The sequence below is a fragment of the Bacteroides sp. AM23-12 genome, assembly GCF_003434395.1.
Lineage (GTDB): Bacteria > Bacteroidota > Bacteroidia > Bacteroidales > Bacteroidaceae > Bacteroides > Bacteroides thetaiotaomicron.
The window spans coordinates 161,590-185,707 of the sequence record NZ_QTLF01000007.1 but is presented as its reverse complement, the minus strand read 5'-3'; the positions used below and the strand labels follow the sequence as shown (position 1 = coordinate 185,707).

19 protein-coding genes are annotated in these 24,118 nt (G+C 45.6%); 1 reads left to right on the top strand and 18 read right to left on the bottom strand.

What is annotated here, in order from left to right:
* Nucleotides 1-280: 280 nt before the first annotated feature.
* The 14 genes from DW640_RS09780 to DW640_RS09710 form a co-directional block, all read right to left on the bottom strand.
* Complete coding sequence (locus tag DW640_RS09780) at nucleotides 281-1,768, bottom strand: MBOAT family protein (RefSeq protein WP_008765451.1); 1,488 nt, start codon at nucleotides 1,766-1,768, stop codon at nucleotides 281-283.
* Nucleotides 1,755-2,696, bottom strand: coding sequence for an SGNH/GDSL hydrolase family protein (locus DW640_RS09775; protein ID WP_370448818.1), 942 nt, complete (start codon nucleotides 2,694-2,696; stop codon nucleotides 1,755-1,757). Before DW640_RS09775 ends, DW640_RS09780 begins: the two co-directional genes overlap by 14 nt.
* Entirely contained in the window at nucleotides 2,650-4,044 is a 1,395-nt protein-coding gene (locus DW640_RS09770) for an SGNH/GDSL hydrolase family protein (RefSeq protein WP_117577980.1), read from the bottom strand. The genes DW640_RS09775 and DW640_RS09770 overlap by 47 nt, the downstream gene beginning before the upstream one ends.
* Before the next feature lie 221 nt (nucleotides 4,045-4,265).
* Nucleotides 4,266-4,559: a PG0541 family transporter-associated protein gene (locus DW640_RS09760; protein ID WP_008762066.1), complete on the bottom strand. Its 294-nt coding sequence runs from the start codon at nucleotides 4,557-4,559 to the stop codon at nucleotides 4,266-4,268.
* Between the two features lie 12 nt (nucleotides 4,560-4,571).
* A complete protein-coding gene (locus DW640_RS09755) occupies nucleotides 4,572-7,730 on the bottom strand; it encodes an efflux RND transporter permease subunit (RefSeq protein ID WP_008762065.1) in 3,159 nt (1,052 codons plus the stop codon).
* A 30-nt stretch (nucleotides 7,731-7,760) separates the two neighbouring features.
* Nucleotides 7,761-8,777, bottom strand: a complete 1,017-nt coding sequence (locus DW640_RS09750; protein ID WP_008762064.1) for an efflux RND transporter periplasmic adaptor subunit — start codon at nucleotides 8,775-8,777, stop codon at nucleotides 7,761-7,763.
* 31 nt (nucleotides 8,778-8,808) lie between these two features.
* Entirely contained in the window at nucleotides 8,809-10,155 is a 1,347-nt protein-coding gene (locus DW640_RS09745; RefSeq protein WP_008762063.1) for a TolC family protein, read from the bottom strand.
* A 49-nt stretch (nucleotides 10,156-10,204) separates the two neighbouring features.
* A complete protein-coding gene (locus tag DW640_RS09740; protein ID WP_055221670.1) occupies nucleotides 10,205-10,855 on the bottom strand; it encodes a TetR/AcrR family transcriptional regulator in 651 nt (216 codons plus the stop codon).
* A gap of 331 nt (nucleotides 10,856-11,186) precedes the next feature.
* On the bottom strand, nucleotides 11,187-12,686 hold the full coding sequence (gene hutH, locus DW640_RS09735) for a histidine ammonia-lyase (protein WP_011108449.1): 1,500 nt from the start codon (nucleotides 12,684-12,686) through the stop codon (nucleotides 11,187-11,189).
* Nucleotides 12,683-13,312 carry a cyclodeaminase/cyclohydrolase family protein gene (locus DW640_RS09730; protein WP_117577967.1) on the bottom strand — a complete coding sequence of 210 codons (630 nt, stop codon included), beginning with the start codon at nucleotides 13,310-13,312 and terminating at the stop codon, nucleotides 12,683-12,685. Before DW640_RS09730 ends, hutH begins: the two co-directional genes overlap by 4 nt.
* Nucleotides 13,313-13,333: 21 nt before the next feature.
* The gene (hutI, locus tag DW640_RS09725; protein ID WP_117577965.1) at nucleotides 13,334-14,587 is read right to left on the bottom strand and encodes an imidazolonepropionase; all 1,254 of its coding nucleotides are present in this window, start codon (nucleotides 14,585-14,587) and stop codon (nucleotides 13,334-13,336) included.
* A gap of 97 nt (nucleotides 14,588-14,684) precedes the next feature.
* Nucleotides 14,685-15,587, bottom strand: coding sequence for a glutamate formimidoyltransferase (gene ftcD / locus DW640_RS09720; protein WP_008762058.1), 903 nt, complete (start codon nucleotides 15,585-15,587; stop codon nucleotides 14,685-14,687).
* Nucleotides 15,588-15,615: 28 nt separating this feature from the next.
* Nucleotides 15,616-17,607, bottom strand: coding sequence for a urocanate hydratase (locus DW640_RS09715; protein WP_117577963.1), 1,992 nt, complete (start codon nucleotides 17,605-17,607; stop codon nucleotides 15,616-15,618).
* Between the two features lie 120 nt (nucleotides 17,608-17,727).
* Nucleotides 17,728-18,375, bottom strand: a complete 648-nt coding sequence (locus DW640_RS09710) for a DUF6563 family protein (protein WP_032850491.1) — start codon at nucleotides 18,373-18,375, stop codon at nucleotides 17,728-17,730.
* 1,055 nt (nucleotides 18,376-19,430) lie between these two features.
* Here DW640_RS09710 and DW640_RS09700 point away from each other — a divergent pair.
* Nucleotides 19,431-21,245: a MutS family DNA mismatch repair protein gene (locus tag DW640_RS09700; RefSeq protein WP_117577959.1), complete on the top strand. Its 1,815-nt coding sequence runs from the start codon at nucleotides 19,431-19,433 to the stop codon at nucleotides 21,243-21,245.
* A gap of 190 nt (nucleotides 21,246-21,435) precedes the next feature.
* Here DW640_RS09700 and DW640_RS09695 read toward each other — a convergent pair whose 3' ends face one another.
* The 4 genes from DW640_RS09695 to DW640_RS09680 form a co-directional block, all read right to left on the bottom strand.
* Nucleotides 21,436-21,975 carry a hypothetical protein gene (locus DW640_RS09695; RefSeq protein ID WP_008765432.1) on the bottom strand — a complete coding sequence of 180 codons (540 nt, stop codon included), beginning with the start codon at nucleotides 21,973-21,975 and terminating at the stop codon, nucleotides 21,436-21,438.
* 106 nt (nucleotides 21,976-22,081) lie between these two features.
* On the bottom strand, nucleotides 22,082-22,477 hold the full coding sequence (locus tag DW640_RS09690; RefSeq protein ID WP_008765431.1) for a hypothetical protein: 396 nt from the start codon (nucleotides 22,475-22,477) through the stop codon (nucleotides 22,082-22,084).
* 147 nt (nucleotides 22,478-22,624) lie between these two features.
* The gene (rplQ, locus tag DW640_RS09685) at nucleotides 22,625-23,116 is read right to left on the bottom strand and encodes a 50S ribosomal protein L17 (RefSeq protein ID WP_008762052.1); all 492 of its coding nucleotides are present in this window, start codon (nucleotides 23,114-23,116) and stop codon (nucleotides 22,625-22,627) included.
* Between the two features lie 3 nt (nucleotides 23,117-23,119).
* A complete protein-coding gene (locus tag DW640_RS09680; RefSeq protein ID WP_008762051.1) occupies nucleotides 23,120-24,112 on the bottom strand; it encodes a DNA-directed RNA polymerase subunit alpha in 993 nt (330 codons plus the stop codon).
* Between the last annotated feature and the right edge of the window lie 6 nt (nucleotides 24,113-24,118).

Genomic DNA, 24,118 nt, shown 5'->3' with positions numbered 1-24,118 from the left:
ATCAAACAGTAGTATCTCCATTGGGGATGACCCAAAAGTCGGTAGTATCTCCATTCTCCTCCTTCGGGAAGGAGGAGTAGTCGAAGACCGAGGTGGTAGGAGAAATAATGTTTGTTCCTTTTTTATTGAAAATGATAGAGTAATGTATTCACCTACCACCTCCCCCTATGGGTACTCCTCCTTCCCGAAGGAGGAGATTTAAGATACTATTGACTTTTTAGTCAGCCCCATTCAAGATACTATTGACTATCATTTAATTCAAAACAGTGTGGAAAGAAAGCTAAAACTGGAAATAAATAAACGGCTGAATCTCCGAACTCTTCATCTGAATGACCAGATAAATCAGAGCCACCATCAGCAGAGCTTTCCCTAAGAACGGCAAGCGAATAACTCCACGACAAGCAGCATTCTCCCAACTATCCGGAGTGAAATGAAGCAGAAAGCCGAGCAGCATCAAGGCAAACACGCGCCAGTATCCTTCGATCAATTGTGGGAAAAGCTGCGGACGGAAAGTGGTGAATATCTGTCTCAACATATCCATCGAGTTCTGAAAATCGGCATTACGGAAGAATATCCAGCAGAAACAGACAAAGTGGAAAGTGATAATGACTCCGAATACACGACGCCAGCCATGACTTTGTTCTCCTTTCTTACGACCTATGATGGACATCCACATCTTATGCACCGCCAAAGCGATGCCGTGAAATGTTCCCCAAAGTACAAAGTTCCAGGAAGCTCCGTGCCACAATCCACCCAGAAACATGGTAATAATCAGATTCAGATACTGGCGGAACTTACCTTTCCGGTTTCCTCCCAAGGATATGTACAAGTAATCGCGCAACCAACTGGACAATGAGATATGCCAACGCCGCCAAAATTCAGTAATGGAGGCGGACTTATAAGGAGAATTAAAGTTGAGATTAAAATGAAAGCCCAACAGCAGAGCGATACCGATAGCCATATCGCTATATCCGGAGAAGTCACAATAAATCTGCAAAGCATACCCGTATACTCCCATCAGATTCTCGAGACCGGAATAAAGGGTCGGATTATCAAAGATACGCTCCACGAAGTTGACACTGATATAATCGGAAATGATTGCTTTCTTGAACAAACCGGAGAGAATAAGGAAAATCCCCCGCCCGAACATCTCCTGAGAAACGAAAAGCGGTTTCCGGATTTGCGGAATAAAGTCACGGGCACGCACAATCGGTCCTGCCACCAGCTGCGGAAAGAAGGATACATAAAACGCGTAATCCAGTATGTTGGTCAATGGCTTGATGTCTTTCCGGTAAACGTCAATGGTATAGCTTAATGACTGGAAAGTGAAGAATGAGATACCTACGGGCAGGAATATATCAAGCGCCGTAAATTCCCCTCCCATCAACGAGGCAATCACTCCCCCCAGGAAATTAGTATATTTAAAGTAGGCAAGAAGCCCCAGATTGACTCCCAGACTCAGAGTTACCAACCCTTTGCGTTTCCAGCGTCCTTCGGTACGGTCCATCCATTGCGCCAGCAGGAAGTCGCAAACCGTGACCAGCGCCAGCAGGAAAAAGTAAGTGCCGCTGCTCTTATAATAAAAGTAATAAGAGAAAAGCGTCACAAACAGAATACGGGCCGTATACTTACGCTGCAACAAGGTGTATACGATCATAAAGGCGGCAAACAGCCAAAGGAAGATACCACTGCTGAATATCATCGGTGCCTGCGGATCGTAGGTAAGCACCTCTTTTAACCGGCTGAAATCAATATCAATGGGAAACATAATCGTTATAAGCTTGAATAATGGCTTGGTATAATAAATTTCCTTGCAGGATATATCCCTCAGGTAAATAATGCACATGATCGGGACGCATCAGTTTCGCTTCCGTCCAGTTGGTACAGGCACGGCGCTTGCCCCCTACTACATCGTACATATCCCACACGAGCAGACGATGATCTTTGGCATAACGGCGAATTGTTTCTGCCGCTGTAACCGTCCGGGGATTGATGGCGTACGTACGTTTCCGCCGCCTTTGCCGGAAACTTTCGTAAGAACCCGGAGGCGTGGTGAGAAGAATAGGGACATCGGGAAGGCTGTCGCGCAACAGTTTGACAAGTTCGTCCATCTGATTATAATGCAGGTTGACGTTATACCGCCGGTTATGGCTTTCGTTGGTTCCGAAGGACAGAATCAGCAGTTCCGGCTTCATGGCTGCAATATCGGCAATACGTCCCGGATGGGTAAACGTCAGACAGGTAGCCCCGTTCACCCCCATATCGGTATAAGAGACAGCACCAAAGGTTTCTTTCAGCAGCGTTCCCGTAGTCTGCGGATAGATGTGCCCGCGTACGTGACTGTCTCCGATATGGAGAATACGCACCGTATCTTCGGAAAGTCCGGCACGTACCTGACGGAGACGTTCAAATACGGGTGTCAGCAGGGCAATGCTGTCGATTATCTCATTCCTTCCGGTTTCGCGGAAAGCGGAAGGAAAAGAAGTCTGCACGGCGATGGTATCATTCGCCCAGTTCATTTCCCGCAAAGGTTTTATCATTTTCAAGGTCTTCCCCAGTGGAGGACAGGCAGGGATACGGTCTTGCGCCTTTCCTGCCGAAAGAAGAAAGAATGTTCCCATCAGTCCCAAGATAAAGCCCAGCAACAGGTTATTCTTGCTCATAAGCACGCCTCCTGTCATATTGTTCCTTACCATATATCAATGTTTCATAGAGCAGTCCTGCCAGATGTTTGCCTCCCCGGAAGTTGATATGAGTATAATCGTAGTTCGCCATCGAAGGTTTGGCGTGTACGAGGTTCGCCATACTGCCTTCGCCTCCCATCGCTTCAAACATATTCCAGAAAGCGATACCGCTTTCGGCAGCAATGTTCTGCTGATAGCGAATCAGATTCTTGACTCCCGGCATGGTACGAAGTTCACCATCTTCTGTCTTATAATCACGGTCGCCGACGCTTAACAGCAAAATACTCGCCTGTGGAAAACAATTCTTCAGATGTTCGATAGAAGTGAGCAGTCCCTTCTGATAATTATCATAATTGCGTCCCCGTTCGGTAGCCACATTCAATCCGTATTCAAGAATAATCAGATCATAAGGACGCTGCTCGTTAAACTGACGCAGCATTTGTTGCGGAATCCCCCGCAACGATAAGCCGGAACTGCCTCGCAAGGAGAAATTATCAAGAATGATTCCTTTCTTACCATCCATCGCCAAGCCATAGAACAACGTAGAATCGGCACGATCTACCGTCCACCGGACAGAGCCGATGCGTCCTTCAACGGAAATCTTCTGCAAATCGCCCGAAGGCGCTAAGGAATAATTCTTACTCTCCCCCCGATTCACACGGGCAGTAAGATGAACGGAATCTTTATTATAGAAGAAAATCGAAGCCTGCTGACAGGTATCAAGCAGCGAAGCATATTTGCTTTGCCCCCTCAACTCAACGTATGCTCCTTCACGGGGAATAAAGTAATGTCCGGAAATACCCTGTTTCTTTTTATCGAAATACACACTGTCCGTCACCGCATGACTGGACCACCCGCCGAAAGTATGCCGCACGGTAGGACGATACCCGCTCGTCATCGAAGTTATTGTGACAAATCCGACACCGCAACCGCCAAACCGCTTCTGAAGCATTTCACGTAAATCAGCCGTAAAGATATCCGCCTCTATAAATGAATCACCGAAAACGGCAATACGTACCAGCCCGTCATGATCCGGATGAGAAGAAGAAGTACGGTCGAGCGCTTCATAAAAAGAAGCCATGCCGCGACGGGTAGAGTCACCGTAATCTTCAATGCAAGTCATGCCCGCACGACAGGTATCGACAAAAACCGGCTTTACGACAGGAGGCAAAGGAATGGTATCCGAATCGGCCACCACCACTTCCTGCTTCGGATAGCGAAGATCGCTTAAAAGATCGACACGCCTCATCGTGTGTCCGTCGATCGTTATAGCCGGAAGCCAGTGCAACCCAAAGAGTGCTGCAAACACGATCAGTACAAGCCATAACGAATATTTCAGGTAGTTCTTGATAATCTCCATCTTATAAGTAGATATAAGCACTCATTGAGTCCTCGTTTTTTACCCGGTGCCGAGTCACCTCCTCATCGGTGCCGAAGGAAGGCCTCATCGGTGCCGGACCACAAGTTCATCGGTGCCAGACGTTTTCAGGCTGCAAAGATAGGGAAAAGCAAGAAAAAAGAAGGGAGAATCTACATTATTTATAGATTCTCCCTTCCGATTATTTATTCACTGTACGAACGCTAGATGGTCCGTTCAATGTTCCATACAAATGCACGTAATCCCAGCTGTTCGGTCTGCAAGTCCATCTTATGTAGTGTATCCAGCAACGGATCGACTTTATTGTCATCGACCACCGTAAGGATAGCCGAACACATACTGGGCCAGGCATGACTACCGAAGTGCGGATCGCCTGTCTTTGAGCCACGTCCCTGCACCTTTTCAAGGTATGTAAAGCCCCGGCAGTTCAGACGGTCGAGCAATGCCATGATCCGTTCGTAATACGCCTGATCGAATGTTATCAATACTGATTTCATATTTCTTTTCTGTTATTTCTTAATAATTTCATCTTTATGTTCCTGGAAGTAGACATCCAGTTCGCGTTTGCGATGGAGTTTACGACGTCTGTTCTTGATACCTGTTCCGGCAAATACACAGTACAGCGTAGGAATCAGGACGAGTGTCAACACAGTAGATACCGTCAGACCACCGATTACGGCAATCGCCATCGGACTCCACATCTCAGAACCTTGTCCGCCACCGATAGCCATCGGGATCATACCCAGAACGGTCGTGGCTGTTGTCATCAATACCGGACGGAGACGGCTCTTACCAGATGTCACCACAGAGTTGATGACCGCCATACCCCGCTCTCGACAGAGCGTGATGTAGTCGATGAGCACAATACCGTTCTTCACCACAATACCGATCAGCATGATACCTCCCAGCAAACTCATTACACTCAGCGTACTGCCCGTAAAGAACAACGCCATCAAGACTCCACTAAATGCAAACGGCAGAGAGAACATGATAATGAACGGATAAGTCAGAGACTCGAACTGTGCTGCCATTACGATGAATACAAGAATGACAATCAGGATACCCAATGTTCCCAAGTCGCGGAACGAATCCTGCTGGTCTTCATACGAACCGGAAATCTGAATCGTGATTTCTCCCGGAATATCCATCTTATCAATAAGCTTGTTACCTGCTGCCACTACGTCACCCAACGGAGCACCGGAGATAACGGCGGATACGGTCACGATACGTTCACGGTCTTTACGCTCAATGGTAGGAGGCGCAAAACGTTCGACTACCTTTCCGACATCTTTTACACGCACGGACTCGCCTTTGGCATTATAAATAAGGATGTTCTCGATGCTTTCCAGACTTGTACGATATTCGGGTGCATAGCGCACTTTGATATCATACTCATCCCCGTCTTCACGATATTTGGAAGCAACGGCACCATTGATACGATTACGCAAGTAGTTACCGGCTGTAGCCAGGTTCAGTCCGTGCATCGCCAGCTTCTCACGGTCGAAATCAACCTGATACTCGGGCTGGTAGTCACTACGGCTGATGTTCACCTCGGTCACCCCTTTCACAGTCAGCAACTCACGTTTCAAACGGGCTGCTACGCTATCAGTCATCGTCATATCGTATCCGTATATCTCAAAGTCGGCACTTGCCTGAGCAGACATACCTGTATTACTACCTCCCAGAATAACCTGTGCCTTGCTGAACTCCGGATAACCTTTCAAGTCCTGACGCATCTCGTCACAGACTGCTTCCAGTGAGATATCACGATCTCCCGGGTCTACCAGACTGATGTTGAAGGAAATAATGTGCGAGCCGTTGTCCTGCATGGAAGCCCACGTATTATCCGAGTCCGCCTGACCTACGGTATAGTTACATACCTTCATGATATCTTTATACTTCGTCAGCCACTGGTTAGTCAGCTTCTCGGAAAGTTCCTGAGCAATCTCTTTTCGTGTACCGATCGGCAATTCAAGCTGAACAGCAATACGGGCATTATCCTGTGCAGGGAAGAACTCCGTACCGATTCCTTTCGCACACAGCAAGCTGACAACGAAGAAAGCAATACATCCCACAATCACAACCGGACGATGACGAACTGCCCAGTTCAGCATTTTCGCATAACCTGTATCGAGTGCGTCCAACGCTTTCTCTATCGGAGTAAAGAAGAGCTTGAACATCTTCGACGGGCGCTTCTGCAAACGAAGTAATTGCGAACAGAGCATCGGGGTCAGTGACAGAGCCGCCACGGTAGACACAAACATGATGGCACACATCATCCAGCCCAGCTGTTTGAAGAGCACACCGGACATACCGCTTACCATGGTCAACGGGAAGAACACAGCGATCATGGTCAGCGTAGAAGCGATTACGGAAATAGCCACCTCATTCGTTCCATGTACTGCTGCCTGTTTCGGGTCCGAGCCACGCTCAATATGTGTCGTCACGTTTTCAAGTACCACAATCGCATCATCCACCACCATACCGATGGCAATAGACAGAGACGACAGTGAGATAATGTTGATCGTATTTCCGGTAATCGCCAAATAGATAAAGGAAGCGATCAACGAAAGCGGAATCGTGATACAGATAATCAATGTCGCACGCCAGCGCCCCAGGAACAGGAACACGACGATCACAACGAACAGCAAGGCATACATTACAGTCTCTGCCAAACTGTCAATCGTATTCAAGATATTATCGGAAGTATCGACAATCACTCCCAGCTTCACATCACTCGGCAGGTTCTTCTGCAAACGCGGAAGCGCTTCTTCTACCTTACGGGAAATTTCTACAGAGTTGGCGCCCGACTGCTTCTGAACCACAATCATCGCACCCTGCACACCGTTATTATAGGTTTCCTGCGCACGCTCTTCCACCGTATCCACGATGCGGGCCACATCACGCAGGAAGACATTCGCTCCATTGTGCGTACCTACTACGATATCTGCCAACTGGCGGGAATCATCAAACTCCCCTTCCACACGGAGGGCATACGTCTCACTACCGATATCGAAGTTACCGCCCGGAATATTCTTGTTTTCGGCTCCGATAATAGAGCTGATAGTTTCAATGCTCAGGTTATAAGCTTCCAGTTTGTTAGGGTCGCAATATACCTGAATCTCACGCTGCGGCGCACCACTGATAGACACCGTTCCCACACCGGGAATACGTGCCAACGGGTTAACCACACGGTCGTCCAGTATCTTGTAAAGCGCGGCTTGGCTCTCATTGGCCTGTACCGAAAGCAATACAATCGGAATCATGTCCGTACTGAACTTGAAGATGATCGGATTCTCGACATCATCCGGCAGCTGTGAGCTTACCATGTCGAGTTTGTCACGTACATCATTCGTCAGCACGTCAATATCATTACCAAACTCAAACTCCAATGTAATCAATGACATATTCTCGGAAGAACGAGAGGTAATATGTTTCAGGTTACTCACCGCATTCAAGGTATTCTCCAGCGGCCGGGTAACGTTATTTTCTATATCCGAAGCACTTGCGCCAGGATATGCGGTCATTACCATGATCGTATTTGTATCGATGTCCGGATACAAGTCGATAGGTAACTTGGACAAAGAGAAAAGACCAAAAATCACCACTGCCAGAAAGCAGAGGGAGGTCATAATCGGTTTCTTAACCGCACCTTCGTATAAACTCATTTCTTTATAGTGATTAGTTTAATAGTGATTTTACTTCTCGATCTCTACTTCCGTACCGTTTATCAGACGTGCCTGTCCGGCCACTACCACCTGCGAGTTATCGGGCACACCGGATTTCAGCTCATACTCCGAGCCCATACGTCTGCCTAACTCCACTTTGTTGTAGGACACTTTGCCATCTTTATAAACGTACACATAGCGATCGCCGGAACCTGCCTGTTTCACAATAGCCAAGTCGGGTACTACGACGTTGTCCGCCGTACCGAAGTTCAAGGTAGCACGGGCAAACATTCCCGGACGTACACGCTGATCTTTGTTGTCCAACTTGATCTCGATCTGGAAAGTACGGGTAGTTGCGTCGATAGTCGGATAGATCAGGCTGATAGTTCCCTTGAACAGTTCGTCGCCATATACATCCAGCTTCACATCTACCGGTTCGCCTTTCTTCACCTTCGTGAAGTAGGTTTCAGACACATTGATCATCAGCTTGACCGGAGTGATCTGCTCTACTACCAGCACCGGACTTCCGCCACTATACATATCACCATTATCGTAATTACGGGCAGTGATTACTCCGTTGATCGGGCTCAACAGAAACGTATTCTCTACCAGATTATCATAAGCAGTCTGCTTCACATCGAGCTGCATCTTCGCAGCATCCCACTCTGATTTGGAAGCACCGCCTACCTTATAAAGTTCGTCGATACGATTAAATTCAATTTTCTGATTGTCCAGTTGCAGTTTCGTCTGTGTGAGGTTGGCTGCATCCATCTGCACCAGCTTCTGGCCTTTGGATACACGGTCGCCCACTTCTACCAGAATCCGGTCGATGCGGACAGGTGACGAAGGAGCAATGTTGTTCTTTACTTCAGCTTCTACCGTCGCTGTATAATCCTGTATCTGATCTACGGGACGGGCTGTTACATCAGCCACTTTTACTCTGGGCTTCTCGTCTTCCTGTTTCACAGCAGCCTTATCTTTTCCACCCGTACATGAGCTCATTACTACTGTCAATAGCAGAGCCACTAATTGGATACCTTTTTTCATATTCCTTAGTTGTAATTTTAGTTGTCTATCTTTATTGTTTTCCCAAAACCTGATCAAGGTCAGCCTTAGCTACCAGGTAATCGTAGATTGATTGATTGTAAGTAAGTTGTGCCTGCGTCAGTGATACCTGCGAACTGTTAAGTTCAAGCACGGTTCCCTTACCGACTTCATAACGTTTTCCGGCAATCTGTACCGCTTTTTCAGCCTGCATCACGTTTTCTTTGTTGCTGACCACCTGCTCGGAACTGGCAGTCATATTGTTACGGTAGCTGACTACCTGCATATTCAGTTTTCTCTCCGTATCGATACGGTTCCAGTCAAGCTGGCGCATCTGGATGCGGGCCGATTTTACCTTCGTAAAGTTGCTCGCCCTATACAAAGGAATGCTCAGATTGAACATCAAAGACGAACTGTTGCTCCACGTATAATCAAAGAAATTGATGTTCGGATTATACAAAGACTGATATTGATAAGAGAAGCTCATCGACAAAGTAGGCATGAAGTTCGTTTTCAGCGACTTCACGTTCTTTTCGAGCAATTTCATATTCAGCTCGAACTGCTTCATCGTTGTATTGTTCTCCAGACTCATATCTTCTTCTTTCAACTGATTGGCAAACAGCATTGATTCGTAGTTTGTCAGATTATCGTCAGTCTTAATATCCACATCAGCCGTAATGCCCATCAACACTTTCAACTGGAGTTTTGCCAGCGTCACGGCATTGGCGGCAGAAATGACATTCGGCTTGATGCTGCGCATCTGTACTTCTGCGCTGATCTTGTCAAATTCGCTGACTGCACCTTGTTGATATTTGGCGTTCACGACATTGAAATTATCTTCTGCCAACTTATAGCTGCCTTGAAGCACTTCATAACTATCTTGTGCAAGCATCAGCTGATAATAAGCCTTGGTTACCTGATTGATCAAATCCAGTTCGGAAGCACGCGACTTCTCCACTGCCAGTTCGATATCCGTCTTTGTCATTGACATGGCCCGGTAGACTGCCGGTGCAAACAAAGGCAGGTTAATGCTCAGTCCGGCATTGGCGGTATTCGTACCATCCTGCCCCATCTTGAACGACATATCGTTCAGTTTCATTTCAGCCGCTTTGATCGTGTGATCCAATGATCCGTTTAGGCTTGCTTCGGGTAACAGGCTCTGCCATGCTTCCTTACTTGCAACTTTCTTTAAGGCAATTTCTTCTGCCGCCACCTTTATCGTAGGATTCTCATCCAACGCTATTTCCAGGGCTTTGTCCAACGTCAATGTCAGCGTATTCTGCGTTGTCTGCTCCGTCTGAGCCTTTGCAAAGCCAAACGCACAGAGAGCCATTGCCGTCAGAAGCATTTTCTTGCCTGTCAATCTTTTCAATCTGTTCATAAACTCGTTTCTATTTGATCCTTAATTGTTTGTCATCCGAACCTAGCTCCTATTGTTGCTCGACCCGGTTTTTACGATATTCTGATATAAATTCCTCTAAAACTTTGGCTCCTTTTTCCGTGGAAATGCCACGTATATAGGTAAACATGATGGATTCATATACTTCTATAAAAGGATATTCGTTGCAAATGTCCGTATTCAGCAGCACATCAAACTGCTCGCGCACCAACAGATTGACTATCTCAAAGTTGACATCCGAACGAAAGATACCTTGCTCTACCCCCGACTTAAAGAAAGACATCGTCTTCTCCGAGTCACTTTCACTACGGTCTTTCATCATTGCATATACCTTCGGATATTTCTTGATATCCTCGAAGAAACGCTTGTTGGTCTGATGAAAGATCTCGATGCTTTTCTGAAAGACAGCAAGTATCACCTCCAGCACATTGTTGGATTGCTCGTATATCTCCTGCAAGTATTTGTCTCTTTCAGCTTGCTTTTGCAGAATACACTCTTTCAATAATGATTCCTTATCTGCAAAAACCTCATAGAGCGTACGTTTGGAAATGCCCAATGCTGCTGCAATGTCATCCATCGTAATACACTTGATACCTTTCAAAGTAAAAGCTTCTGTCGCGGTCATTATGATCCGCTCTCTCAGCTCCGCCTTTTGGGACGCGTCTCTTCCATGCTCCATCATCACTCTTTTTAGATTTTGTTAGACTCAGTTTTCTATAATTTCACCATTTAAAGCGAAAAACGGAACAAAGATATATAGAAAACTCAATTAACAAATCAAGTTTCCTTTTATTTATAGCCCATTTGATAAATATTATCATTCATTAGAGGTATATGAAAACAAGTGTTAAGAGGAAATATGGAGCAAAAGTAAGGAATAGCGGTATATGAAGTAAAGTTTTATCGCTGTAAGAGGGAGAATAATCGGCAAATGCCGGATAAATATCGATAAGAATCGATCGTTTATCCGGCAATAACAGTCACCATTATTAACGAAAAGCGAAAAAGGAGGTTTAGTACTCTAACTTAGTCCTTTTTAAAAAAGCGACTGTTTTATGTATTTCTTTGTACATCACAATGTCGTCTTTCACAAAAGGCACTTCTTTCCGGTAGGCATGCAGGAAACTCTCCAGCAGCGGAGACGTTTTCAGCGGACGGCGGAAATCGATGCCCTGCGCAGCATTCATCAGTTCGATGGCAAGGATATGTTCAAGGTTGTCCATCACTTTATAAAGTTTGGTTGCGGCATTGGCTCCCATACTTACATGATCTTCCTGCCCGTTGGACGAAACGATGGAATCGCTCGATGCGGCATAGCAGTACATTTTATTCTGGCTGACCATAGACGCAGCAGCGTATTGGGGAATCATAAAGCCGGAGTTCAGTCCCGGATTGGCTACCAGAAACTCCGGAAGTTCGCGAAGTCCCATAATCAATTGAGAGACACGGCGTTCGGAGATATTTCCCAGTTCTGCTAGAGCAATGGCGAGAAAGTCATAGGAGATAGCCAACGGCTGACCGTGGAAATTTCCACCGGAAATGATTCTGTCTTCGTCTGGGAAGATCGTAGGATTGTCCGTGACGGAATTGATTTCGGTCAGCAGTACGGAGGAAACATAGCGGATAGCGTCTTTCGTGGCACCATGCACTTGCGGGATGCAACGGAATGAGTAAGGATCCTGTACGTGCGCTTTGGGACGTTCGATCAGTTCGCTGCCTGCCAGCAGTTTACGGAAAGCCTCTCCCGTCTCGATCTGTCCGGGATGAGGGCGTATCTGCTGGATACAATCCATAAACGGGTCGATACGTCCGTCGAAGGCTTCAAGAGAAAGGGCGGCTATCAGGTCAGCTTTCTTGGAGAGGCGGAAGGCTTTGAGAATGGCAAATACACCATTGGCACTCATGAACTGGGTACCGTTGAGCAGCGCAAGCCCTTCCTTGCTCATGAGCCGGACGGGTTCCCAGCCAAATTCGTCGAGCACGCTGATGGCTTCGCATTTCTTTCCTTTATAGTTGACGTCGCCCACACCGATCAAAGGAAGGAACAGATTGGCTAATGGGGCGAGATCGCCGGAAGCTCCCAAAGAACCGCGATCATAGACGATGGGCAGTACGTCGTTATTGAAAAAGTCAAGAATACGCTGCACGGTGATTAGTTGCACGCCGCTATGTCCCAACGAGAGAGCGTGGGCTTTGAGCAACATCATCAGTTTGATGATGACAGGACGGATTTCTTCGCCTACACTGCAGGCATGGCTCTTTATCAGGTTTTCCTGCAAGGTTCCCAATTCGCCGGGAGATATATTTTTAGTGCATAACGAGCCGAAGCCGGTGGTGATGCCATAAAGAGGTTCTTCGGAAGAAGCTATTTTATGGTCGAGATAATCACGGCATTTCTGAATGCGGAGCTTGGCTTCGGGAGCCAGTTCCAGCTTCAGATTCTCGTTGATGATCCGTTCGATGATTTCGAAGGTCAGTTCTCCGGAACCTATTTGATACACATTCTTGCTCATACGCGTAAGTCTTGGTTGACGGCATCCAGTAATTCTTTCTCTTTCCGGCAGGCGGTTTGCTCTATCCGGTCTGCTTCGGCTTGCAATTCTTGGACAAATTCTTTGTCTTTGAGTACCCCCAGATTAATGCGGACATTCAGCAATGCCCCCAATACGGCGGATCGTGCCGCCATCATGGCTACACAAGCGTCTGTAATAGCGTTCCGATTCCCCAGACGGGCGATGTCTGCTATGACGGGCATCACTTCGAGTGCTTTTCGGGCAACTTCCATCGGAATGAGAGCGGCATGCCTGGTGGCTTCCTGAATGGCAGCGCTGCGGGCAGCTTTTTCTTCATCGGTAGCTTTGGGAAGTTTAAAACAGGCAAAAACTTCATCATAGGCTTCGGAGTCTTTATCAATCAGGGCGATGAATTCTTTTTGGAATCGGGTGGTAATCGTCTGTGCGTGCTGCATTACTTCTTCGCTGGCTTCATATCCTTTCTTGCCGATGGTGAGTCTCGTCACCATCGTGGCCAAAGCGGAAGCCAATGCTCCACCTAAAGCGGCAATACTGCCACCGCCGGGTACCGGATCATTGCCGGCTACCTTATCTAAGAAATCTTTTACGGTTAAATCTGCTAACATGGTATTTTATGATTTTAGTTATCAATTGACGGGGTATAGCATACCGCCTTTAATAGTCATGATGACACAGTTCATGCCCACGTAGTATGGCAGAATGTGATAATTGTCCGAATTCAGTATGACAAAGTCGCCTTGCTTGCCTACTTCGATGCTTCCGATCCGGTCTGCCCGATGAAGGGCAGCAGCTCCGTTCAGTGTAAGGGCAGTGATGGTTTCTTCGATGCTAAGTTTCATGTAAATACACGCCAAAGCAATGGTCAACGGGATGGAACCGGAGAAACAGCTTCCCGGATTCAAGTCTGTGGCAAGTGCCACGGCACAGCCGGCATCAATCATTTCACGACCGCGTGCATAAGGTTCTTTCAGTGCGAAAGCCGTCAGAGGCAGCAGGGTAGCTACTACTCCTGCGTCGGCCATTGCACGGATTCCGGCATCGGAAGCCTGAAGCAGATGATCGGCAGACAAAGCGCCCAGTTCGGCAGCCAGCTCAGCGCCACCAAAGGAAACGATTTCATCGGCATGGAGCTTTAACAGGAAGCCTTGTTCTTTGGCTGCCTGAAGGAGGCGGCGGGACTGTTCGACAGAGAAAACTCCTTGTTCGCAAAAGACATCACAACATTCGGCAAGTTCGTTCTCGCGGATAACGGGGAGCATTTCACGAATCAGAAAGTCGATGTATTCGTCTCCTCTTCCTTTATACTTTTCGGGAAGGGCGTGGGCTCCTAAGAAAGTGGATACAATGTCGATACGTTTGTGCTCGTCATTGTTCAGGCTGCGCATTATTTTCAGTTGCAGCAGCTCTGTTTCCCGATCGAGTCCATAACCGCTTTTACCTTCTACCGTGGTGACTCCCATAGCACTCATCTTCTTCAGAAAGCCTTCGGCTGCCGAGCGAAGTTTCAGGAAATTCATTTGCCGGGTAGCTTTTACGGTACTGGCTATCCCTCCGCCACGTTCCATGATGGACATATAGCTTTCGCCTTTCAGCCGCCATGAAAATTCTTCGGAACGTTCTCCGCCAAAAACAAAATGGGTATGCGAATCGACAAAGCCCGGAAGCAGGCAATGTCCCCGGGCGTTGTAATGCCAGTAATGCTGGTAGTAGCCGTCACGATCTTCGCCACGACTCTCGCCGACGTAAGTGATGATGCCTTTGGTCACTTCTACCGTTCCGTTTTCTATGATGCGGAGTTGTCCCATTTCCGCACCTTTACGGGCGGAGATTCCTGTCGGGGTGACAATACGGGCATTGAATATAATCAGGTTTTCACTCATTGATCTTTTATTATTCGGTTCTTACTATTTCAATCATAATTCGATATAAGTTTCAGCAGCTTTATATCGGACGCACATTATTTTAATACTCCGGGCGCTATTCCATGATACGCGCTTCCAGCACCTGCTGCATGGAGAAATTCTCCAGTCCTAAATAATAGGAGGCCGTATCTATCAGCGCTTCCATCGGCACCAGACCAATGATCTCACTTCCAACAATCGTCACTCCATAGCGGCGGGCCTCAATACGCACCAATTCGAAAGCACGGTAAAGGGCGGTGCGGGTGTAATCGGTCATATTAATGGATACTTGGGTGATATTCCGCTCTTTCAGTTCCACCCCCATTGCTTTGACGTAGCGGAGACCGCCGTTGATATGCCGGATATTTTTTGCTATCTTCGTGGCTATTTCAAGATTATTGGTACTCAGATTGATGTTATAAGCGACTAGCGGCATTCGGGCACCGATAGCTACCGTTCCGGCAGTGGGATGACGCTCGGCAGGGCCGAAGTCGGGCTGCCATTCGGGAAGTCTGATTTTCTCCGCCATTCCTTCAAATTCTCCCTTACGGACGGAGGCCAGATTTTCCCGATGCGGGGCTGTGGCGGACTTTTCATACAGAAAGACAGGGAGATTATATAGTTCCGCCACCCGGGAAGCCACTTCTTTCGACAGGGCGACGGCTTCTTCCATCGTCGTATTCTTGATCGGGATGAAAGGAACCACATCCACCGCTCCCATGCGGGGATGCTGTCCGCTATGATGATTAAGGTCTATCAGACGGACAGCAATGCCGATAGCTTCAATGACTGCATCGCGCAAGGCTTCCGGTTCGCCAACCAAAGTGACTACCAGACGGTTATGATCTTCATCATTGCTATAATCGAGCAGCTTCACGCCGGATTTGCCACGAAAAGGGGCTACTATCTTGTCTATTTTCTCCAAATCACGTCCCTCGCTAAAGTTGGGGACACATTCGATGATCTTACTCCAATTCATATTTATTTCTCTATTTCGTTACTTTCTATTACAATGCTTCTTTTATTGTCTTTTTAATCAGCTCGTCATCAGCCAGATAAGGCATCGTTATATGATACCCTTCCGAATGTGATTCATTGAAAGCGCCACTAGTTTCCATTGCATGCGGATTGCGGGCCCACGAACGGCGGGCCACTCCGCCCATCACATCCCAAAGCATAGCCGAGCGAAGTATCTCGTCTACCCGTTCGCTGCCGTCACATACCATGCCGAAGCCGCCATTAATCGCTTTTCCGATGCCGACTCCGCCGCCATTATGCAGGGCTACCAAGCTCATGCCACGGGCGCAGTTTCCAGCGAAACACTGCACGGCCATATCAGCCATGACATTACTTCCATCTTTGATATTCGATGTCTCACGGAAAGGAGAATCGGTTCCACTCACATCGTGATGATCACGGCCCAACATAATCGGTCCTACTTCTCCCCGCCGTACCATTTCATTGAAACGGAGGGCGATATTCATTCTTCCTACAGCATCCTGATAGAGAATACGTGCCTGAGTACCTACTACCAGCCTGTTCTTTTCGGCGTCGCGTATCCAGTTATAATTATCCAGATCCTGTCCCCGTCGATTGACATCAATGCACTCCATTGCGGCACGGTCCGTTTTTATCAGATCTTCGTGCCTACCGCTCAGACATACCCATCGGAAGGGGCCATAGCCATAATCAAAGAGTTGGGGTCCCATGATATCTTCTACATAACTCGGCCATATAAATCCGTCTTTCTCATCAACTCCATTGCGGGAAATCTCTTTCACTCCGGCATCATAAATCGCTTTCATAAAGGAGTTGCCATAATCGAAGAAGTAAGTGCCGCATGCCACCAGTTTCCGGATTACCTCAAAATGGCGGCGCAAAGAAGCGTCTGCCAGACGACGGAACTGATCAGGAGATTCATGAAGAAGGCGGGTGCGCTCTTCGAAAGTCAAGCCTACGGGACAGTAGCCTCCTTCGTAAACGGCATGACAAGAGGTCTGATCGGACAAAAGTTCAATATGAATCTGCTCGCGTTCCGCATATTCCAGCAAATCAACGACGTTGCCATGATAGGCTATCGAGCAAGGTTCCCGACGTTCCATCGCTTCTTTTGCCAGGCGGAAAGCTTCCGACAGGTCCTGTGTGACATGGCCTACCCATCCCTGCCGATAACGTGTTTCGATACGGGAGCTATCGACTTCGGCTATAATAGAGGCTGCTCCGGCTATTTCGGCTGCCTTTGGCTGTGCCCCGCTCATTCCTCCCAAACCGGAAGATACGAAGAGGTGACCACGCAAATCTTTGTCCTGCGGAATGCCGAGTTTCAATCGCCCGGCGTTGAGTAATGTGTTGAAAGTGCCATGAACAATACCCTGCGGACCGATATACATCCAGCCGCCCGCCGTCATCTGCCCATAGTTGGCAACTCCCATTTGTGCGGCAATGTGCCAATCGTGCTGATTGTCGAACTGGCCTATCATCATAGAGTTGGTAATAATAACGCGGGGAGCATCGGGACGGGAACGAAACAGTCCCAACGGATGTCCGGACTCAATGACCAGTGTTTGCTCAGGAGTAAGTTCTTCGAGATATTGCTTGATCAGAAGGTATTGCATCCAGTTCTGACAAACTTGTCCGGTTTCACCATAAGTAACAAGCTCATAGGGATACAACGCGATATCAAAACAGAGATTGTTGTCAATCATTACTTGAAAGGCTTTGCCTTCCACACATTTGCCACGATATTCATCAATCGGTCTGGCTTTCAGATCGCCTGCGGGGCGGAAGCGGTATCCGTAAATTCGCCCACGGGTACGCAATTCTTCCATAAATTCAGGTGCCAGTTGCTCATGCAATTCCAAGGGGATATAGCGCAATGCATTCTTCAATGCCGTAGCTGTCTGCGCCGGCGTAAGCATATAACTACGGTCGGGGGCCCTCCGGATACCTTCTATGAAAGCTGGGTAGGGAGGTAACGTGTTGCCAAGAGTTATCTTCATAATAAGCAGAATTAAGGATTACAAACTGTAAGCAATACAGTTCTATAACTCTTCGCAATATAGAAAAAAAGAAGAGAAAAGACAAAGGTTTTGGTAGATTTATTATCAGAAAGGTATTATTTATTCTTTCTGCTGCTCACCACACAGCATTTGCAGATACTTGAAGGTATGCTTCGCTTCCTGACTGTCTTTTGTAAGGTAGGCTTTTTTCCATTCCGGATGTTTTTCCAGCAGTTGCGCCATCTTTTCTTTTCCTACAAAATCAATCTTTCCGGTCTCACCGTTCAGCTCATAGCAGACCCGTTTAGTAACCAGACTTGAAGCAGCAAGAGCATCTCCCACATTTCCGCCCAGTTTCACATCATCTTCTTCTGCAAATGTTCCACCGATTACCGACCCTAATGGCATCGCACAGAAATAGATATTTTTGCCCAACTGAACAGCCGGAGCATACCACGCCCCGAAACGCATCTTTTTATAACGCAACTTACGACAGTTGATAAATAAGTCTCCTTCAGAAGTACGCACCGCAAAACAACGCTTCTTCAACTGGCGGCACATAGATTCATCATTGCCTGCCGTTATCCGGTAGTCAGCCCCGCCTGTCAATAGAATCTGGCTTCTGGAACGCTTCTCTACTCGCAACACTGCAAGGGTATCGCCATCTTGAGCCATCAACTCCTTCAAGTTTGAATAAATGATATTCTGCGCAACTACCGGAAGGCTAATCACGCTTATCAGCAACCACAAAATATATCCTTTCTTCATAAGCCATCCTCCTTTCTTCATTCAACGCCTTTTCGAGTGGAAAGTTATAAATTTTAGCGCATAAATGCAAGAATGGAAAAAGAAATGTTGAAAAAAGAAGCCAAGAAGCCCCTTTCGCCTTCTTGGCACAGCACCTCTTACACACAATTATCCCGGAAGCAAGTCAATCGTCCCCGAAGTTCGTTTACTCATGAGATACGGTTTATGGTTCTTTTTATAATCTTATCTTGTCTTTTTTCATCCGGAATATCAGGCGTTAATACCTGAGTCGTCAGGGTTGACTAAAAAGTCGGTAGTATCTCCAATTCCCCTCCCTTCGGGAAGGAGAAGATTTAAGATACTACCGACTTTTTAGTCAGCCCCATATCAACTATGAAAGAATAAGCTCCCGGGAACAACAGCAAATGAACGATTCATTATGCTATTATGCAGGCATGATTAATATATTCCGTCAGTAACAATAAATCGTTTCACGTACATGCTCCCATCAGTCCACGTACGTAAACTATTGAGCTCACATACGTGAACCGAACAGATCACGGACGTGAAACGAAAATATGAAACGAACAAAATATATTAGTCAAACCTTGTTTACAGGTTAAGGTTGCCGAGTCTTGTCTTAATATAGGCGGCATACAGGAAGTAATATATGGCATAAACAACGTACATTCATGCCTAAAAGGGAGTTCTTAACATAAATAGGCAAAGGCTTTAAAACAGTGCGCTTACCACTGATAATCAGCAAATTAACCGTATTGTCTATTAAAAACAGGTGATAATAGAAAGCAGAAAAACATCTATTATCACCTTATTATCACCGGTTATTATCACCATTACTTGACTAATTATAAGACACTTATCACGCAAAGGTGACAAGTGACAATAACAAAGTGTGTTTATTTCCTATGTAACTTTACTCTAAACCATCACAACTTGCTTCATCACCGATTACTGAATGACCGTTAATAAAGAGTAAATCTGCTCTTTACAAAAACACGCTCCCATTCTGCCTTTTACGAATTATATTACCTTTGTCCGAAAAGCAATATAATCGTATGGAAAAACAAGAAAATATTATAGCAACCTATCAACAAATCATTCAGGAAACAGAACAACAACTACAAAAAGCGCGGAAACGCATTCGCTATATCAGCCTTCTGAGACTGATCTTATTCGTAGAAGCAGTAGCCTCCGCTATTATTTTTTGGTCTGATGGATGGTTAAAGCTCATCGTCTTTACCGTAATTCCCATCATCGCTTTCATTTGGCTGGTGCAAAGCCACAACCGATGGTTTTACTGGAAAGATTATCTCAAAAAGAAAATAGAAATCAATCAGCAGGAACTACGAGCACTGCAATATGACTTTTCCGACTTCGACAACGGAAAGGAATACATCGATCCGTCTCATCTCTATACTTTCGACTTGGACATATTTGGCGAGCACTCACTATTCCAGTATATCAATCGTACTTCGACCCCCATCGGCAAACAGCGTCTTGCCAACTGGTTCAATGCACATCTGGAAGAAAAAGAAGCTATCGAACAACGTCAGGAAGCGATTCGGGAACTATCTTCAGAACTTGAGTTTCGACAACAATTCCGCCTGCTCGGATTACTTTATAAAGGCAAGCCATCCGACACCTCTGCAATTAAAGAATGGGTAAACAGTCCGAGCGACTATCGGAAACACGCTTTCCTCCGTATCCTCCCGACAGCAGTAGGTATTATAAACCTCCTGTGTATCGGCGCAACGATACTGGGATTTCTCCCTGCAAGCATCAGCGGGATAGTATTTGCATGCTTTGTCGTATTCAGTTTTATCTTCTCAAAAGGAATAACCAAAATACAAGCGACGTATGGCGAAAAACTACAAATTCTGTCTACTTACGCCGACCAGATTCTCATCACCGAGAAAAAAGAGATGCACAGCCCTGCATTGCAACAACTGAAAGCCGAACTTACAAGCCAAAATCAAACAGCTTCCCAGTCCGTACATCGCCTTGCTAAACTCATGAATGCACTCGACCAGCGAGGTAATCTGCTAATGAGCACCATCTTGAACGGCCTCCTATTTTGGGAACTCCGCCAAGTCATGCAAATCGAGAAATGGAAAGAAGCACACTCCGCAGATCTTCCCCGCTGGATCGAAGCTATCGGAGCAATTGATGCTTATTGTTCTCTTGCAACATTCTCATACAACCATCCGGATTACATCTATCCTCAAATAACTTCTCAGTCTTTCCATCTGCAAGCCGAAGCCTTAGGGCATCCGCTCATGAACCGCAATAAATGTGTCCGCAATGGAATCGATATGGAGAAACGCCCGTTCTTTATCATTATTACCGGCGCCAACATGGCAGGCAAAAGTACTTACCTGCGCACCGTAGGTGTCAACTACCTCTTGGCTTGCATTGGTGCTCCTGTATGGGCTGCGAAAATGGAAATATTTCCCGCTCGTCTTGTCACCAGCCTCCGGACAAGTGATTCACTCACCGACAACGAATCTTACTTCTTCGCCGAACTCAAACGACTGAAACTAATCATTGATAAACTCAAAGCCGGAGAAGAATTATTTATCATCCTTGATGAAATTCTGAAAGGAACTAACTCTATGGATAAACAGAAAGGTTCTTTTGCCTTAATCAAACAGTTCATGAGCATGGATGCCAATGGTATTATCGCTACTCATGACCTACTGCTAGGCACACTAATAGATGCTTTTCCACAAAATATCCGGAATTATTGTTTCGAAGCGGACATTACCAACAACGAACTGACATTTTCATACCAGATGAGAAGCGGAGTCGCACAGAACATGAATGCGTGCTTCTTAATGAAAAAAATGGGGATTGCCGTCATCGACGGTTAATCCCCACATGTCAAATTATTCCTTAAAGCCTGCTTGTATCTAAGCTATTAAGACATAGAAGTGCGATATTCAGTAATTATCAATCCATTATCCATTTATCCCTGCATCCCTGCACTTGACTATCTTAGAAATGATCTTCTGATGAATGACAATTCGCCATCAACATGAATACCATTTGGCATTAAGCACTTTAATTCAATTGACTTTTAGTCAGAAACGCAGCAACAGCTGCAGCTGCATCATTGGTAAAATAATGCACAGCAGTCACCGGCTGATATGTATAAGGTACAAACTGGAATAGCTGTACAGCTGCAAATTTATTATCAGCAGATAGTATCACGTCCATACGTATATTACCACTTGCCTCACTCTTAATCTTTGAATCCGCAGAAAATGAACCGGAATTAACAAGGTCAGTCAACTTGTCCATATGCTTCAGATCAAAGAAAATACTACGCTCTTTCGCTATGCTTCCTGTCGGTACATAGACCACTTCTTTTGACTTCCAGAAAAGCCGGAATATACCTAAAAGGAACAATCCTGTTCCAAAGACCATCAGAGCCATACTGACAGTAGACGATTTATCTTCCAGTTCAAAAGTAGAAGCAAAAGATAAAATACCAATCAGTAACATTACACAAGAAATTAAAAGACCGGAGATACTCGTACGTTTAGCGATATCGGGATGTGAAGATGCAAATATAGTAGCATCAATAGCTTGAGTTGCCATAATATTGAAGTTTAAATTATTAGTAAAAATATGAAGATAATAAAGACTGACCGGCACTATATAATTAACGCCAGCAATCCGTAAAATAATACCAATAAATAAACGTCTAAATAATAATATGCCTTAAAGTAAATACATAATATTCACTTGCAGGCTGGCAATAATAGGAAGTTGTAGTATTATAAATCCTTCCCCAATGCTGTGACAGCGAGTTATCACGGTCTGCACAACATTGCAGCACATTTCTCAGAGAAGAGAAGTATTCACCGATTTGCACACGTTGGATGCGTGTCACCGATATCTGATGGCTTTGCAAATTAGTTAATTCAGCCACAGGAAGATAAGGAGATTCTGGAGCATTAATCTGCCCCTGCGGTTTCATAGAATATGTAACAGCATGCTCTGGTTGTTCCACCTGCTTTTCAGTGAAAACATTGCCTGCGACCCCATGAAGGGCAACCGCCAGCAACAGAAACAATATTACCTTTACAAATTTTGCCATATTCTCCTGCAAATATAACAGATAATTCTTATGAAAAGTTCATTCGGTAAATCTTTTAATGTATCTTAGGATAACTAAAACATAAGGATACAAAAAAGGCTACCCGTATGAGTAGCCTTTTTTATATGTATAAGAATAACTGTAAAATTATTCAGCTGATTCAGCTTTTGGTTCTTCAGTTGCAGGAGCTTCAACTGCAGCAGGAGCAGCAGCTTCGGCACTCTTCTTAGAACGACGAGTACGAGTAGCTTTCTTAGCAACTTTTTCTTTAGCCATGTTTTCATTGTAGTCAACCAACTCAATGAAACACATTTCTGCATTATCACCTAAACGGTTACCAGTCTTGATGATACGAGTATAACCACCCGGACGGTCAGCAATCTTAACCGAGATTTCTTTGAACAATTCTGTTACTGCAATCTTATCTTGCAGGTTGCTAAATACAACACGACGAGAATTCGTAGTATCTTCTTTAGACTTTGTAATCAAAGGCTCAACAAACTTCTTCAAAGCTTTTGCCTTTGCCACAGTCGTAGTGATTCTTTTGTGCTTGATCAAGGAGCAAGCCATGTTAGATAACATAGCGCTTCTGTGAGAAGCAGTACGACCTAAATGATTGAATTTTTTATTATGTCTCATTTTTTATTCTTTATCTAATTTATATTTAGAAATGTCGGTTCCAAACGATAGATTCAGACTTTCCAGCAAATCATCAAGCTCGGTAAGCGATTTCTTTCCGAAGTTTCTGAACTTCAACAGGTCAGTTTTGTTGAATTGTACCAAGTCGCCGAGAGTTTCTACATCAGCAGCCTTCAAACAGTTGAGGGCACGAACTGACAAGTCCATATCAACAAGCTTAGTCTTCAACAGTTGACGCATATGCAATACTTCTTCGTCAAACTCTTCATTGCCATCAGTATCGTTACTTTCAAGCGTGATCTTCTCATCAGAGAACAACATGAAGTGGTAGATCAGAATTTTTGCAGCTTCTTTCAGCGCTTCCTTCGGGTGTATAGAACCGTCGGTACTAATCTCAAGCACTAGCTTTTCGTAGTCAGTCTTCTGTTCTACACGGAAGTTTTCTACAGCATACTTGACATTACGTATCGGTGTATAAATAGAGTCGATTGGAATTACATTAACATCCGTGCAATATTCGCGATTTTCATCAGCAGGAACATATCCACGACCCTTGTTAATTGTAATATCAATCTGCATAGTTGCCTTAGAATCTAAATGACAAATAACTAATTCCGGATTTAACACTTCAAATCCAGTCAAATACTTACCTATGTCACCTGCTTTAAATTCACTTGAATTCTCGACAGTGATGCTCACTTTTTCGCTCTCGAATTCTTCAACTACTTGCTTGAATCTCACTTGTTTCAGATTCAAGATAATGTTGGTAACATCCTCTTTTACTCCAGGTACACTAGAAAATTCATGCTCCACACCATCTATTCTGATAGTAGTGATAGCAAAACCCTCTAATGAAGAGAGCAGGATACGGCGTAATGCATTACCTACGGTAATACCAAACCCCGGTTCCAACGGACGAAATTCGAATTTACCGAATCTGGAGTCCGCCTCCAACATTAATACTTTATCAGGTTTTTGAAATGCTAATATCGCCATGAAATT

Bases quoted from the DNA above. Each gene is read 5' to 3' on its own strand.
- DW640_RS09695 (WP_008765432.1), bottom strand. From the start codon at position 21,975: ATGGCAACTCAAGCTATTGATGCTACTATATTTGCATCTTCACATCCC.
- hutH (WP_011108449.1), bottom strand. From the start codon at position 12,686: ATGAGCAAGAATGTGTATCAAATAGGTTCCGGAGAACTGACCTTCGAA.
- rplQ (WP_008762052.1), bottom strand. From the start codon at position 23,116: ATGAGACATAATAAAAAATTCAATCATTTAGGTCGTACTGCTTCTCAC.
- DW640_RS09690 (WP_008765431.1), bottom strand. From the start codon at position 22,477: ATGGCAAAATTTGTAAAGGTAATATTGTTTCTGTTGCTGGCGGTTGCC.
- DW640_RS09775 (WP_370448818.1), bottom strand. From the start codon at position 2,696: ATGGTAAGGAACAATATGACAGGAGGCGTGCTTATGAGCAAGAATAAC.
- DW640_RS09710 (WP_032850491.1), bottom strand. From the start codon at position 18,375: ATGAAGAAAGGATATATTTTGTGGTTGCTGATAAGCGTGATTAGCCTT.
- DW640_RS09730 (WP_117577967.1), bottom strand. From the start codon at position 13,312: ATGTTAGCAGATTTAACCGTAAAAGATTTCTTAGATAAGGTAGCCGGC.
- DW640_RS09755 (WP_008762065.1), bottom strand. From the start codon at position 7,730: ATGAGTTTATACGAAGGTGCGGTTAAGAAACCGATTATGACCTCCCTC.
- hutI (WP_117577965.1), bottom strand. From the start codon at position 14,587: ATGAGTGAAAACCTGATTATATTCAATGCCCGTATTGTCACCCCGACA.
- DW640_RS09780 (WP_008765451.1), bottom strand. From the start codon at position 1,768: ATGTTTCCCATTGATATTGATTTCAGCCGGTTAAAAGAGGTGCTTACC.
- DW640_RS09745 (WP_008762063.1), bottom strand. From the start codon at position 10,155: ATGAACAGATTGAAAAGATTGACAGGCAAGAAAATGCTTCTGACGGCA.
- DW640_RS09750 (WP_008762064.1), bottom strand. From the start codon at position 8,777: ATGAAAAAAGGTATCCAATTAGTGGCTCTGCTATTGACAGTAGTAATG.
- DW640_RS09740 (WP_055221670.1), bottom strand. From the start codon at position 10,855: ATGATGGAGCATGGAAGAGACGCGTCCCAAAAGGCGGAGCTGAGAGAG.
- DW640_RS09700 (WP_117577959.1), top strand. From the start codon at position 19,431: ATGGAAAAACAAGAAAATATTATAGCAACCTATCAACAAATCATTCAG.
- DW640_RS09770 (WP_117577980.1), bottom strand. From the start codon at position 4,044: ATGGAGATTATCAAGAACTACCTGAAATATTCGTTATGGCTTGTACTG.
- DW640_RS09760 (WP_008762066.1), bottom strand. From the start codon at position 4,559: ATGAAATCAGTATTGATAACATTCGATCAGGCGTATTACGAACGGATC.
- ftcD (WP_008762058.1), bottom strand. From the start codon at position 15,587: ATGAATTGGAGTAAGATCATCGAATGTGTCCCCAACTTTAGCGAGGGA.
- DW640_RS09680 (WP_008762051.1), bottom strand. From the start codon at position 24,112: ATGGCGATATTAGCATTTCAAAAACCTGATAAAGTATTAATGTTGGAG.
- DW640_RS09715 (WP_117577963.1), bottom strand. From the start codon at position 17,607: ATGAAGATAACTCTTGGCAACACGTTACCTCCCTACCCAGCTTTCATA.